Here is a 13,048-nt window from a genome sequence, read left to right as displayed (position 1 = left end):
ATCCTTTTGACGAGGAACCGAGCCTGTGGTCCCGGCTAATGCAGGTGACGATTTCTCTCTCGAAATCAGATTAGCAGCGGCGGCCCCTAAAATTCAGAAAGACCTCTCCCCGCTGAAGGACGTGGCTTCGGCTTCGCCCAAGTTCTTGCATTGACAATGCCCGTCCGGCTCATGGACCACCACCCCAAACAACCAAGGACGGCGTCACTTCGTTGCCATCAGCCGTTCGCTTTGCTTGGCATCCAAGTAAGCGGCTTACCGTTTCCGCTTGCCGTTGCCCGTAGCGCGCCGCCATCTCCTCCTGCGGCTCAAGATGCCCCGGTTGAGCCAGAACGCGTCCGACGGCATGCCTGTGGGGCACGCTCGTAAGCGCTGCCGGTTGGGCAGCGTAGGCGGACTTCGGCGTCGGCTTGAAGACGCGCTCTGCGGACTTCCCAGAACCAGCAATTCCTGCGTGTCTGCTTATGGCCGATAACTGGCACTATAGAATTTCGCTCGGATTTTGTTACTTCTGCCGGATTCCCTTCCTGAACCCCCGATCCCCCGCCATGAACGCCTCCAGCATGTGCGGAATCAGCGTCGTGACATCGACGGCCTCGCCATACGCCTGCGCATGCAGCGCGGCGTAGCGATCGAGGTCGGCTTTCAGGCTGGCCGGGCAAGTGAAGGTTAGTTTGACGTTCTCGGTCTTGGGCAGTGGCCCCAGCCGCAGTTGCCTGGTCGTACTCATCGTGAAGTCCCCTTGTTGAAGAACAGCGGCTGATAGGGCCGCAGCACCAGATCGCGGTTGACGATGATGCGCACCGGCAAGCCGGGGCGGCTGGTAAGCGTGGGTTGGATGTTGAGGTTGCGCCGGGTCACTTCCTGGCCGACCTGGTTCACGGTGTCCTGCAGGCTGTCGCGCCCGGCGATGATGACGCGATCACCGTCCTGGCGGTTCTCGGGTGCGGCCAGTTCGGCTCCCACACCCAGCAGCGTCGTCAGCACGGCTCCGGCAAAAATCCGATCCCAATGCCAGTCCACGTCGTCTTCCAGACCGGCATAGCCCGCCGGGTCGGTGCCGATCAGGTTGTCGAGTGTGAGCGAAGACGTATCCGGCAGGATGATGCGGTTCCACACCACCTGCACGCGGCTCTGGCCGTAGCTGACCTGGCTGTTGTATTTGCCCAAGATGCGCGACCCCTGCGGGATCAGCAGGAACTTGCCGGTGGCCGTGTCGTAGATCGGCTCCGTCACCGTAGCGATCACGTCGCCCGGCAGGTCGGACTTGATGCCCGTGACCAGTGCCCCGGCAATGACCGTTCCGGCCATCACCTGATACGGCGAGGTGGGCATTTGCAGGTTGCCGGAATTACGGGTTTCCGTGGAACCACCTTTCAAGAACGCCTCTTTCTGGTCTTGCCGGTTCTGCACGGCAGTCGGGTCAGCGGGCTGGGCCGCCGTCGAGGCTGGGCCAGCGGCCAGCGGGTCGAAAGCGGCATTGGCGGCAAAGCCAGGAGCGGCGGCGACCTGCGACTGCGCCACGGGCGCGGCCTGCGGGGAACCCGTGCGAAAGAATACCGATGAAGCTGCCGCCGCTTCTGCTTCCTTGCGCAGCGCATCGTTGGGGTCGTAACCCGGCGCGGCATAGGTAGCGGCGACCGGCTGCTGCGAATTGACGATGGCTGGCCCCAGGTCGCCGGGCAAAGGAGGCCCCAGTTCCGGCACGTCAGCCGGCAGCGCTGGCAGCTTGGAATAGTCCGTCGGCAGCGCATCCAGCCCTTCCGAGCGCGAGACGCGATCCACGTTGTACAGCTCCGTGGATTCGCCTGCACCGCGTTGCTGGGGTTGCAGCGACCAGATCAGCGCGCCCATCACGCTAACCGACAGGCCGCCGGCGAGGATGGCCAGCGTGCGCCGGTTCAGGCGCGTGACCGGGCGCGGTTGGGCGCGCAGCGCCACCGCCTCGGGTGCCACCTTGTCCGCCTGTGGGGCGGCAAGGTCGGGAGTATCGTCCTGGCTCATGCTCAGTTCCTCCCGGCGATGCCATCCGTGCGCTCAATGCGCACCACATCGCCCTTGTCGGCCCCCAGGCGCAGTTCTGCCGCACCGAACAGGCGATCGACAATGTAGTACGGCGAGCGGAAGCGGTAATTGACCAGTTGCCCGTCGCCCTGCGTGCCGATGACGAATAGCGGCGGCAGTTCGCCCTGGGCGATGCCCGCCGGGAACTGGACATAGACCTTCTCGCCATCATCGAAGGCGCGCAGCGGCTTCCACGGTGGATTGCTGCCGCTGATGGCATAGCGAAAGCGGATGTTCTCCAGCGACAAGCCTGCATCGACCGGCGCGGCAGCGCTAGCAGCCTGTGCCTGGCGCTGCAAGGCCAGCATCCGATCCTTGGGGTAGTCCCAGGACACCGACGCCATCCATGCCTTGTCGGTCGAAGTCAGTTCCAGCAGGTACGTCCTGCGACTGGTGGTGATGACCAGATTGGTCTTCAAGCTGGAACGGATTGGTTTGACCAGCACATTGACGCGCAGATCGACCCCGCTGCCGCTGGAGGTGTCGCCCACGATCCAGCGCACGGTATCGCCCGCAGCGACCGTCACCAGCTCCTCGCCGGGCTGGAGCGCGATCACCGTCACGCGGCCCACCGACGCATAGACCTGGTACAGCGCGCCGTCGGTGAAGGGCCAGACCTGGATCGCATTGACGTAGCCCTCGCGGGTCGGCGCGATCCGCGCTTCGGCATTGGCGCGGGAGACGCGCACCTTCTCGTCGGCAGGCTCCGGTGTCACCGGGGCTGCATCAACGTCCGGCAGCGGCTTCAACTGCGCGGGCAGCGCCAAGGGCTCGGGCACCGCCACGACTTCAATGGGCGTGGGCGGCTCGGGCAATGGCTGCGCCTGCACCGGCTCATCGAGCGAAATGACCGGCGGAGGTTTGCCCTGCGTGGCGCAGCCCGCAAACAGAACAGTCGATGCCAGCAAGATCACCGGCAATGCGGTTTTACGGAAATGTGTCTTCATGGTTTGGCTCCTTCAGGAGAATCCAGTTCACGGCTCCACGACAGGCCATTGACGTAGATGCCCAGCGGGTTGCGGCGCAGGCGTTCTTCGGTGCGCGGGGTCTGCTGCACGATGGACACCACCGCCGTCCATCGCTCCAGCCCGGCCGCCGCGCCATTGACGTAGCGACGTTCCGTCCAGCGCACGTTGAACGACGTGTCACTGGCGCGAACCACACTGGTGATCTGCACCGTCACCGACTCCTTGCCGATGCGGGCGAAGGGGTCATTCACCCGCGCATAGTCGTTGAGCACCGCTGCGCCCCGGTCGGTGGTGTAGTCGTAGGCATCGAGCCAGTTCTGGCGCACAACGATAGGGTCGATGGACAGCGAGCGCACCAGCGTCACGAAGCGCGCGATGTGGTGTGCCGTCTGGGCATCGGTGGGCCGGTACGGCGTCGCCGCTTCGCCCACAGTGCGCACCTGGCCGGACTGATCGACCTCGATGACATAGGGCGTAACGATGGATTGGGCCGAGCGCCACACCAGGCCGCCGGCCATCAGCAGCGCGAGCACCAAGCAGCCGAAGGCCATCAGCCGCCAGTTCTTGGCCTGCACACGGGCCGAGCCGATGCGCTCGTCCCAAACCTGGGCTGCGGATTGATAGGGAGTGGCAGGCTGCGGCGTGTCGGCGTAGCGCACCTGCGGTCGTTTGAATCGCATGGAGTTCTCCTTGAAAGTCAGCTATCGGAATCCCGCAGGCTCGGGCCTTGGCCCGAACCGCCGCCGTCGCCACCGCGCAGCGTGTGCGCGGCCGTGGTGGTGGCCTGGGTGAGTCGTTGGCGGCGTTGCAGGCGCTTGGCCCAGCCGGGTTGTTCCTGCTTCTGCGCGTTGGCCGCGTTGCCAGTGGCATCGCTAGCGGCGGCTTGCCCGGAACCGGCACCTCCACCGCCCGAATCGCCATCGGCACCAGAGCCTTGCCAGCCTGCTTTGAATGGCGCGGCCGCCTTGGCCGCCGCTGCCTTGATGCCAGCACCAGCACGCTGGCCTGCCGCCTGTGCGCCGCCCTTGGCGACACTGCCCAGCCCTGCCATCGCGCCTTTGGCGCCGCCGCCCTCAGCGGCAGAACCGACCTGGAAGGCCGACTTCGCGCCGCCAGCCGCCGAGGTCGCGGCCCGCGCGCCAGCCCCGGCGAGCTTGGCGGCAGCCGGTGCCATGCGCGCTCCGGCCATCACGGCGCCGCCCACGCCGGTGGCGGCAGCACCTACGGCAACCGCTGCGCCTGCGGCACCAATCGCAGCACCGGCCATCGCGCCTGCGCCAAGCTGCGGTGCACCGGATACCAGCCCGGTGGCAATGCCCGGCCCGAAGATTCCCAACGCCAGCAGCGTGAGTGAGGCCAGCATGATGACCACCGCATGGTTGATGGACGGCTCGGCCGGATGCACCTGAAACTCGGCAAACAGGCCCGAGCCGATGCCGACAATGACGGCCAACACCAGCACCTTGATGCCCGAAGACACTACGTTGCCCAGCACTTTCTCGGCTAGGAAGCTGGTCTTGTTCCACAGCGCGAACGGCACCAGCACGAAGCCCGCGAGCGTGGTCAGCTTGAATTCGATCAGCGTGATGAAAAGCTGGATCGCCAGCACGAAGAAACACAGGATCACCACCGCCCAAGCCAGGAACATGACCACGATGGGCGTCATGTTCACGAACACCTCGGGGAAGCCCGCCATGTCACTGATTTGCTCAAGGATGGGGGCCGCCGCGTCGATGCCGGTCTTGGCCAGGCGTCCCGGTTGCAGGAACTCGCCCATGCTCATCGTCGAGCCGCTGGCCGTCAGGCCCAGGCCCGCGAACGAGCGGAAGACGATGCTGGCCAGCCAGTTGAAGTTGTTGATGATGTAGGCGAAGGAGCCGACGTAGAGCACCTTGCCCAGCAGCTTGGCAATCACGTCATCGCCCTGGCCGGTGGCGTGGCTCATCGCCCAGTACAGCCCGGCAATCGTCATGTCGATGACGATCAGCGTGGCGGTGAGAAACGCGACTTCGCCCTGCAGCAGCCCAAAGCCCGAGTCGATGTAGCGCGAGAAGGTAGCGAGAAATCGGTCGATCACTGTCACGTCGTTCATGGCACGTCCCCCTCGAAGGGCATGGCGTCCTGGTCACTGATGGGTGTGTCGAAGCTCGGCGGGATCGGCGGTAGATCGGCCAGCGTGCGGAACTCGTCAGGCCCGGTTTCACCGGCGAAGAAGCGCCGCCGGAAGGCTTCAGCCGCTGCCAGGCAAGCGTCTTCGCCTGCCGTCATCCGGTCGGCTGCACACTGCGCACGCAAAGCCTTGAGTCGCACGGGATCGGCGGCTAAGACAGCAGCCAGGTCTTCGGTCGGCTGCTGACTGCAAGCAACCAGTAGCACGGGCAGCAGCAAGGAAACGCATCGCATGGTCGTCTCCCGTCAGTTGCCGTAGAAATCCACACGCTGCGGCGTGTAGGGCGTGCCCTCACCCAGGAAGCGGCGCGTCACTTCACGGCCACGTTCGACAGCCGCCGCCTGGCGTGCCAGTTCCAGCGCGGCGGCGCGTTCCTGCGTGATCTGGAGTTGCTGCGCCTGGATGGACTGCTTGGCCTGCAAGGCCAGAAGCTGGTTGGTCGCCTGCATGGCTTGCAGCGCACCGGTGGCGGACTGACTCTGGCTGACTAGGTCGGACAGCGCGCTTTCGTCTTGCGCCAGGTTCTGCGACACCTGCGCCTGCATCCGCATCGCGGTGTGCAGGCCGTTCAGCGTGTTCTTCCAGCGTTCCTGCGCGTCGCGCAGCATCTGGTCGCCGCTGACGGTCGCGGCATAATGCTCCGGGTACAGCCGGGCGAAGGTGGCATCCATGCTCTGCACGTCGTAGGCCAGGCCGCGAGCCTCGGCGATCAGACGTTCAGTCGTCGCCAGCGTCGAGCGCAGGCGATTGCCGATATTGAAATCCAGATTCGCCAGATTGCGGGCCTGGTTCATCAGCATCTGTGCTTCATTCTGGAGTTGGGTGATCTGGTTGTTGATCTGTTCCAGCGCGCGAACAGCGGTCAACGTGTTCTGCACGAAGTTGGACGGGTCGAACACCGTCAGCGCGGACGCAGGCTGTGAGGCCAGCAGCGATACCGACAACACGGCGGCGAGCGAGACGGACAGCAAACTAGGTTGGGTTTTCATGGTGAAACCTCCTGGGGTTGAGAAGCGAGGAAGGACGCTGCCGCCAGCGAGGACGGCAGCAGATCAGCGGCCCAATCGAGGCCACGATGGCGCAGCCAGGCACCGGCGAAGCCCGGTGTGCCTGCGTCCAGCAGCACGCGATCCATGTCGCGTTGGTCTTGCGGAGTGGATGCCCCGGCGAAGGCCAACGTGGCTGGCCTCAGGTCGAGGTCGAACAGGCGATTGCCCAGGCGCGATTGGTAGTAGTAGTCACGCTTGGGCTGCGCGGTCGCCACGATCTCGATCTGGCGCGCGTTCAGCCCGAAGCCTTCGTAGATCGTGCGGATCTGCGGCTCGGTGGCCTGCGGGTTCGGCAGAAAAATCCGACTGGCGCAGCTTTCGATCACCGCCGGGGCAATGCTCGAATCCTTGATGTCGGCCAGCGACTGCGTGGCGAAGATGACGCTGACATTCTTCTTGCGCAGTGTCTTGAGCCACTGGCGGATGCGGGCGGCGAACACCGGGTCATCGAGGAACAACCAGGCTTCATCGAGGATCAGCAGCGTGGGCGCGCCGTCGAAGCGCTCATCGAAACGAGCGAACAGGTAGCCCAGCACGGCCAGCACCGCCGCCTTGCTGTGCATGAGTTCTTCCATCTCGAAGCACTGCACACTGCCGGAACCCAGGCGGTCGGCATCGGCGTCCAGCAGCTTTCCGTGGGCACCGCCCAGCACATAGGGCGCGAGCGCCTGCCGCAGTGCGTTCGATTGCAGCAGCACCGACAGGCCCGTCAGCGTGCGTTGCTCCACCGGCGCACCGGCGAGGCTGCCCAGTGCCGACCAGATCACGGCCTTCTCGTCCGGGCCGATGGCGACACCTTCATGCAACAGGCGGCCTTCCACCCATTCGGCGGCCCAGGTGCGATAGCCCTCCTGGTCGATGCGGGCCAATGGCTGGAACGCAATCGCCCCGTCATTGCCCAGGTCGTAATGCTCGCCGCCTAGCCCGAGGATGGTGGCGCGCATGGAGCGGCCCATATCGAAGGCGACGATGCGCGAGCCGGGATAGCGGCGAAACTGCATTGCCAGCGTGGCGAGCAGCACCGACTTGCCCATGCCGGTCGGCCCCGCGACCAGCGTGTGGCCCACGTCGCCGATGTGCGTCACCAGCCGGAACGGCGTCGCGCCATCGGTGCGGGTGACGATCAGCGGCGGGCCATCCAGATGCGCGTTCTTCTCCGGCCCGGCCCACACAGCGGACAATGGCATCATGTGCGCCAGGTTCAGCGTCGAGACGATGGGCTGACGCACATTCGCGTAGGCGTTACCGGGAATGGACGACAGCCAGGCATCCACCGCGTTCAAGGTTTCGGGGATGGTGACGAAGCCGCGCCCCTGAATGATGCGCTCTACCATGCGCAGCTTCTCGTCGGCCACGGCCGGGTCGGTGTCGAGCACTGTCACGGTAGCCGTCAGGTAGCCGAAGGCCACCTGATCGCTGCCCAGCTCCTGCAAGGCGGCGTCTGCATCGGCGGCCTTGTTGTTGGCGTCGGTATCGACCAGCGGGCTTTCCTGCTGGAAGATCGTTTCACGCAACAGAGCGACGACGTTCTTGCGCTTGGCGAACCACTGGCGGCGCAGGCGGCCCAGTTCTTTTTCTGCCTCGGCTTTGTCGAGGCAAAGGAACCGGGTTGCCCAGCGATAGCCAAAGCCCAGGCGGTTGAGGTCGTCCAGAATCCCCGGCCAAGTCGAGGTCGGGAAGCCTCGCACCGACACCACGCGTAGGTGCTGATCGCCCAGCATGGGTGCCAGGCCACCGACCAACGGCGAGTCAGTCAGCAGCGCGTCGATGTGGAACGGCACGTCGGGCACGCCCACGCGGTAGTGCCGCGTGGACACCGTAGCGTGCAGGTAGGTCAGTGTCTGGCTGTCATCGAGCCAGGCAATCTCCGGCATCACGCCATCGAGCAGGTCGAACACGCGATTCGTTTCCGCCACGAAGGCTTCCAGCCGGCCCTGCCAGTCCACGCCATCGCCCGGCGCATTCTCGTAGAGCATCTTGGCGGCGCGGGCGCGGGATTCTTCCGGCGGCAGGTAGGCCAGCGTCAGGTGGTAGGCGCTTTCATAGTGATGGCCCGACTCCTCGAAGGCCGCACGGCGTTCTTCTTCCACCAACCAAGACAGCGGTTCGGGGAAGTCGGAACGCGGATAGCCCGCCGCTGCGCGGCGCTCGGCTTCGATGAACAAGGCCCAGCCCGATCCCAGGCGGCGCAGTGCGTTGTTGAGCCGTGCCGACGTGGCGATCAGCTCGCCTTGCGTGGCGCTGTCCAGATCCGGCCCGCGAAAACGTGCCGTGCGCTGGAACGAGCCATCCTTGTTCAGTACCACGCCCGGCGCGATCAGCCCGGCCCAGGGCAGCCAGTCGGCCAGCAGCGCGGGCCGCTGGCGGTATTCGGCAAGGTTCAGCATGTCGGCTTCTCCCTAGACGTCCAGCAGCGGCTTGTGCTTGATGTGCCGGGCGAAGACCTGCATGAACTGCGGATCGACGCGCGCACCCCAGACCGCCAGCGAATGGCCGGCGATCCACAGCACCACGCCGGGAATCCACAGTTGCAGGCCCAGCCCGACGGCGGCGGCCAGCGTGCCGTTGGCGATCGCTACGGTGCGCGGCGCTCCGCCGAGCAGGATCGGCTCGGTCAGCGAGCGATGCAGCGGCACTTCAAAGCCCGGAAGATCAGTGGCCGTGCTCATACGACGGCCCCGCCGGAGAAGCTGAAGAACGACAGGAAGAAGGAGGACGCGGCGAAGGCAATGCTCAAGCCGAAGACGATCTGGATCAGCTTGCGGAAACCGCCACTGGTATCGCCAAAGGCCAGCGCCAGGCCCGTCGCAATAATGATGATGACCGCGACGATGCGGGCCACCGGCCCCTGGATGGATTCGAGGATGGATTGCAGCGGGCCTTCCCACGGCATCGAGGAACCGGCGGCCTGCGCCGTGCCCGCCAGCAACAGCATCAATACCGCGAGCAGCAGCCCTTGTCCTGCGGGTCGGGCCAAGCGGTGCAAACGCGCCAGCATGGGCAGCAGTGCATGCGGATTTACAGAAAGACGGAAAGCATCAACGTGCGTCATGGCAGTTCTCCAGGTTGGTCAGGGGTCAGGGAAGGCGCAGCGGCAGCGGCTGTAAGAGGAGTCGGCGGCAGCTCGGGAAACGGCGCTTCCAGCGCATCCGCCAGGCGGTAGCCCGCACCGTCGAAACCGACGACGCGGGAAATGGCTTCGACATGGCGCTTGCGGCCACGGCCTGCGATGTGGATCACGACATTGACTGCCTCGGCGATCAGGGCGCGGGGCGGATTAACCGCCACTTCGAGGATCAGTTGCTCCAGGCGCAGCAGTGCGCCCAAGGCGGAGCCGGCATGGATGGTGGCGATGCCACCGGGGTGGCCCGTGCCCCAGACCTTCACCAGATCCAGCGCTTCGCCGCCGCGCACCTCGCCGACGATCACGCGATCCGGGCGTAGCCGCATCGTGGCGCGCACCAGTTCCTGCATCGACACCACGCCTGCACGGGTGCGCAGCGGCACATGGTCACGGGCTGCGCATTGCAGTTCGATGGTGTCTTCGAGCACCAGCACGCGGTCGCCGGTGGCGGCGATCTCGGCCAACAAGGCATTCGCCAGTGTGGTCTTGCCGGTACTGGTGCCTCCGGCGATCAGGATGTTCTGCCGCTCACGCACGGCATGACGCAGAAACTCGGCCTGCCCAGCGCTCAGGATGCCGTCGGCCACATAGCGATCCAGACCGATGATGCTCACGGCACGCTTGCGCAGTGCAAAGGCCGGGCCGGGTGCGGCGGGCGGCAGGATGCCCTCGAACCGCTCGCCGGTTTCGGGCAGCTCGGCGGTCAGCAATGGTCGGCCGTGATGCACCTCCGCGCCGACGTGCGCGGCCACCAGGCGGATGATGCGCTCGCCATCGTCTTCGGACAGTTCCACGCCCAACGGCGTGCGGCCCGACGACAACCGATCCACCCATAGGGTGCGGTCGGGGTTGAGCATGATTTCCACCACGTCCGGGTCGGCGAGCGCAGCGGCGATGACCGGCCCCATCGCCGTGCGCAGCATCTGGATACGGCGATCCAGCGAAGCCGCGGTGGAAGAGCGTTCGAGCGGGATTTGTGGAACGGCGCTCATGAGGCACGCTCCGCAGTTCGTTCGTGGGCTTCGGCCAGAGCCGCCGCGTCGTCCATCCGCATCGGGTCGGGGTGCAGTTCCTCCACTACGTCGCGCACCAGGCTCCGGCCACGCAGCAGGTGGCGGCCCAACTGTTCGACGAACTGCTCGAAGCGCGCCTTGCCCTGTGCGCGAGCCGCATCCTGATGCGCTTCGGGCACTGGTGTGCTGACGGTCAGGAAGTAGCGGACGAACAGCGCCAGGGTTTCGATCTGGATGTTCTGGTCACGCTCCAGGCGTTCGGCCTGTCGCGACAGGCGATCCAGCCGCTTGGCGATGGCGGCCTCGCGTTGATCGCCCGCATCGGGAGAAAGCCAGGACGCAAGCGCCGCCGCGACGATGGACGACTTGGAAACGCCTTTCTTGGCGGCCAGTTCATCCAGGCGCTTGGCGTGCTCATGCTGGATGAACAGATTGAGACGATATTGGGTCATAAGTCGATTCCGTCGTTGGGGTCAAGGGACGCCAGCCGCGCCGTGCGTTGCATCGCGGGATCGAGCTGACCGGGAATAGCGTTCGAGAAAGGCTGTGCAAAGTCGTCGTCATCAAGCAGCGCCAGGTCGTTACCTGCTGGCAGCGGCTTAGGGCTGTATTCGGTGACTTCGGATAGCTCGGGCTGGCGGCGCGGGCCGCCGTCATCGGCACTGCCCAGGTCATCGGCGGATTCCGCTACCAATGCGGCGGGCACGGCAGGAATTGCCAAGTCGCTCCAGTCGTCCTGGCGCATGGGCGGTGCATCGCCATAGCGGCCCACAATTGCTGTCGTGGCTTGTGCCGGTGGTGGCAGTACGCGTTTCTTGAAATTGCTGTCGGCGTAGTAGCGCAGCTTCTTTGCCTTGATCGGCGCCACGCTGGAGACCATCACAACGGATTCGTCTGGCGGAAGCTGCATCACTTCGCCCGGCGTCAGCAGCGGCCGTGCCGTTTCCTGCCGCGACACCATCAGATGCCCCAGCCACGGTGCAAGCCGGTGGCCTGCGTAGTTACGCTGCGCGCGCAACTCAGTGGCCGTACCCAAGGTTTCAGAAATGCGTTTGGCCGTGCGTTCGTCGTTCGTGGCGAACGTCACACGCACATGGCAGTTGTCCAGAATCGAATGGTTCTGCCCGTACGCCTTGTCGATCTGGTTGAGCGACTGCGCGATCAGAAAGCTGCGGATGCCATAGCCCGCCATGAAGGCCAGCGCTGTCTCGAAGAAGTCCAGGCGACCCAGCGCCGGAAACTCATCGAGCATCAGCAGCAGCTTGTGGCGGCGGGCGATGCCGTCGGAGCCGTCAAGCGATTCGGTGAGCCGCCGCCCGATCTGGTTGAGGATCAGCCGGATCAGCGGCTTGGTGCGGCTGATGTCCGAAGGAGGCACCACCAGGTACAGTGATACCGGATGCTCGGCAGCAATCAGATCGGCAATGCGCCAGTCGCAGCGCGAAGTGACTTCGGCCACGGTCGGATCACGGTACAGACCGAGGAACGACATGGCGGTGGAGAGCACGCCCGAGCGCTCGTTGTCCGACTTGTTGAGCACTTCGCGGGCAGCGGATGCAACGACGGGATGCTGTACATCGCCCAGGTGCTTGGTCGTCATCATCCGGTGCAAGGTCAGCTCGAACGGGCTGGCTGGGTCGGACAGGAAGTTGGCAACGCCACGTAGCGTCTTGTCTTCGCCCGCATACAGCACATGCAGGATCGCGCCGACCAGTAGCGCGTGGCTGGTCTTTTCCCAATGGTTGCGCTTCTCCAGCGCGCCTTCGGGATCGACCAGGATGTCGGCGATGTTCTGCACGTCGCGCACCTCATGCGCGCCACGTCGCACTTCCAGCAGCGGGTTGTACGCGGCCGACGTGGCATCGGTCGGGTTGAACAGCAGGCTGTGCGAGAAGCGCGAGCGCCAGCCGGCGGTGATCTGCCAGTTCTCGCCCTTGATATCGTGAATGACGGCGGACTCAGGCCAGGACAGCAGCGTAGGAACCACCAGGCCCACGCCTTTGCCCGAGCGCGTCGGCGCGAAGGTCAGGACGTGTTCCGGGCCTTCGTGCCGTAGGTACTGGCCGCGATGCAGCCCGAGAAAAACGCCAGCAGATTGCGTCAGTCCAGCCCTGCGAATGTCGGAGGCATCAGCCCAGCGGGCGGAACCGTAGGTGGTGACTAGGCGCGACTGCCGCGAGCGCCACACCGACATGGCGATGGCGACCACCACGGCCACCAAACCACTGCCGCCCGCGATCGCCCCGCCGATGTCGAAGACATGCGGCGCATAGGCATCAAAGAAGAACCACCACTCGAACAGTCGCCAAGGGTGATAGACCGGCGTTCCAAGGAAGTCGAACCACGGCGAGCCAAGGCGTACTTGATAGCCCAGGGCGGCGGCTGTCCACTGAGTGGCGGTCCACACGCCCATGACCACGATGCCGAATACCACGGCGATCTGCCCGAACAGCACGTTCGTCCCTTGCATTCCCAGCCTCCGATTTCTCCTGTACAGCAATCCGCTGATAAGCGACGCAACCACGTGCCGCAGGCGTCAGGATCGGGGCCGAGTCAGTGCCGGTCAAAGGCCGTTTGGGCGAGAATTAAGGCTAAAAAAGCAAGGTTTATTGCTGTGGCGAAGACAATAGAAACGCCGCAAGCGCGAGTGCGCTGCGGCG

Annotated in this window: 13 protein-coding genes; all 13 read right to left on the bottom strand. The window is 65.1% G+C overall.

The window, feature by feature from the left end; all coding sequences use genetic code 11:
- Positions 1-505: 505 nt before the first annotated feature.
- The 13 genes from H0A72_RS13915 to H0A72_RS13855 are packed head-to-tail and all read right to left on the bottom strand — an operon-like array spanning position 506 to position 12,858.
- Entirely contained in the window at positions 506-730 is a 225-nt protein-coding gene (locus H0A72_RS13915) for a DUF2274 domain-containing protein (protein ID WP_180156321.1), read from the bottom strand.
- Complete coding sequence (locus H0A72_RS13910) at positions 727-2,004, bottom strand: TraB/TrbI/VirB10 family type IV secretion system protein (RefSeq protein ID WP_180156319.1); 1,278 nt, start codon at positions 2,002-2,004, stop codon at positions 727-729. The genes H0A72_RS13915 and H0A72_RS13910 overlap by 4 nt, the downstream gene beginning before the upstream one ends.
- A gap of 2 nt (positions 2,005-2,006) precedes the next feature.
- Positions 2,007-3,011, bottom strand: a complete 1,005-nt coding sequence (gene trbG / locus H0A72_RS13905; RefSeq protein WP_180156317.1) for a P-type conjugative transfer protein TrbG — start codon at positions 3,009-3,011, stop codon at positions 2,007-2,009.
- Positions 3,008-3,712: a conjugal transfer protein TrbF gene (gene trbF, locus H0A72_RS13900; protein WP_180156315.1), complete on the bottom strand. Its 705-nt coding sequence runs from the start codon at positions 3,710-3,712 to the stop codon at positions 3,008-3,010. The genes trbG and trbF overlap by 4 nt, the downstream gene beginning before the upstream one ends.
- A gap of 17 nt (positions 3,713-3,729) precedes the next feature.
- Positions 3,730-5,124, bottom strand: a complete 1,395-nt coding sequence (trbL, locus tag H0A72_RS13895) for a P-type conjugative transfer protein TrbL (RefSeq protein WP_180156313.1) — start codon at positions 5,122-5,124, stop codon at positions 3,730-3,732.
- A complete protein-coding gene (locus tag H0A72_RS13890) occupies positions 5,121-5,435 on the bottom strand; it encodes a hypothetical protein (RefSeq protein WP_180156311.1) in 315 nt (104 codons plus the stop codon). Before H0A72_RS13890 ends, trbL begins: the two co-directional genes overlap by 4 nt.
- A gap of 12 nt (positions 5,436-5,447) precedes the next feature.
- Positions 5,448-6,191: a P-type conjugative transfer protein TrbJ gene (trbJ, locus tag H0A72_RS13885; RefSeq protein ID WP_180156309.1), complete on the bottom strand. Its 744-nt coding sequence runs from the start codon at positions 6,189-6,191 to the stop codon at positions 5,448-5,450.
- Positions 6,188-8,638: a conjugal transfer protein TrbE gene (gene trbE, locus H0A72_RS13880; protein ID WP_180156307.1), complete on the bottom strand. Its 2,451-nt coding sequence runs from the start codon at positions 8,636-8,638 to the stop codon at positions 6,188-6,190. Before trbE ends, trbJ begins: the two co-directional genes overlap by 4 nt.
- Positions 8,639-8,650: 12 nt before the next feature.
- Positions 8,651-8,920, bottom strand: a complete 270-nt coding sequence (locus H0A72_RS13875) for a VirB3 family type IV secretion system protein (protein WP_180156305.1) — start codon at positions 8,918-8,920, stop codon at positions 8,651-8,653.
- Positions 8,917-9,303 carry a TrbC/VirB2 family type IV secretion system protein gene (locus tag H0A72_RS13870; RefSeq protein WP_180156303.1) on the bottom strand — a complete coding sequence of 129 codons (387 nt, stop codon included), beginning with the start codon at positions 9,301-9,303 and terminating at the stop codon, positions 8,917-8,919. The genes H0A72_RS13875 and H0A72_RS13870 overlap by 4 nt, the downstream gene beginning before the upstream one ends.
- Positions 9,300-10,367 (bottom strand): P-type conjugative transfer ATPase TrbB, encoded by a 1,068-nt coding sequence (trbB, locus tag H0A72_RS13865; protein ID WP_180156301.1) that lies wholly within the window; start codon positions 10,365-10,367, stop codon positions 9,300-9,302. The genes H0A72_RS13870 and trbB overlap by 4 nt, the downstream gene beginning before the upstream one ends.
- Positions 10,364-10,840, bottom strand: coding sequence for a ribbon-helix-helix protein, CopG family (locus H0A72_RS13860; protein WP_180156299.1), 477 nt, complete (start codon positions 10,838-10,840; stop codon positions 10,364-10,366). Before H0A72_RS13860 ends, trbB begins: the two co-directional genes overlap by 4 nt.
- On the bottom strand, positions 10,837-12,858 hold the full coding sequence (locus tag H0A72_RS13855; protein ID WP_180156297.1) for a conjugal transfer protein TraG: 2,022 nt from the start codon (positions 12,856-12,858) through the stop codon (positions 10,837-10,839). The genes H0A72_RS13860 and H0A72_RS13855 overlap by 4 nt, the downstream gene beginning before the upstream one ends.
- Positions 12,859-13,048 lie beyond the last annotated feature (190 nt).

The organism is Parapusillimonas granuli, assembly GCF_013416525.1.
GTDB classification, from domain to species: Bacteria; Pseudomonadota; Gammaproteobacteria; order Burkholderiales; family Burkholderiaceae_B; genus Parapusillimonas; species Parapusillimonas granuli.
Note: the sequence above shows the minus strand (reverse complement) of the source record. Positions and strands in the feature narration are given on the sequence as shown.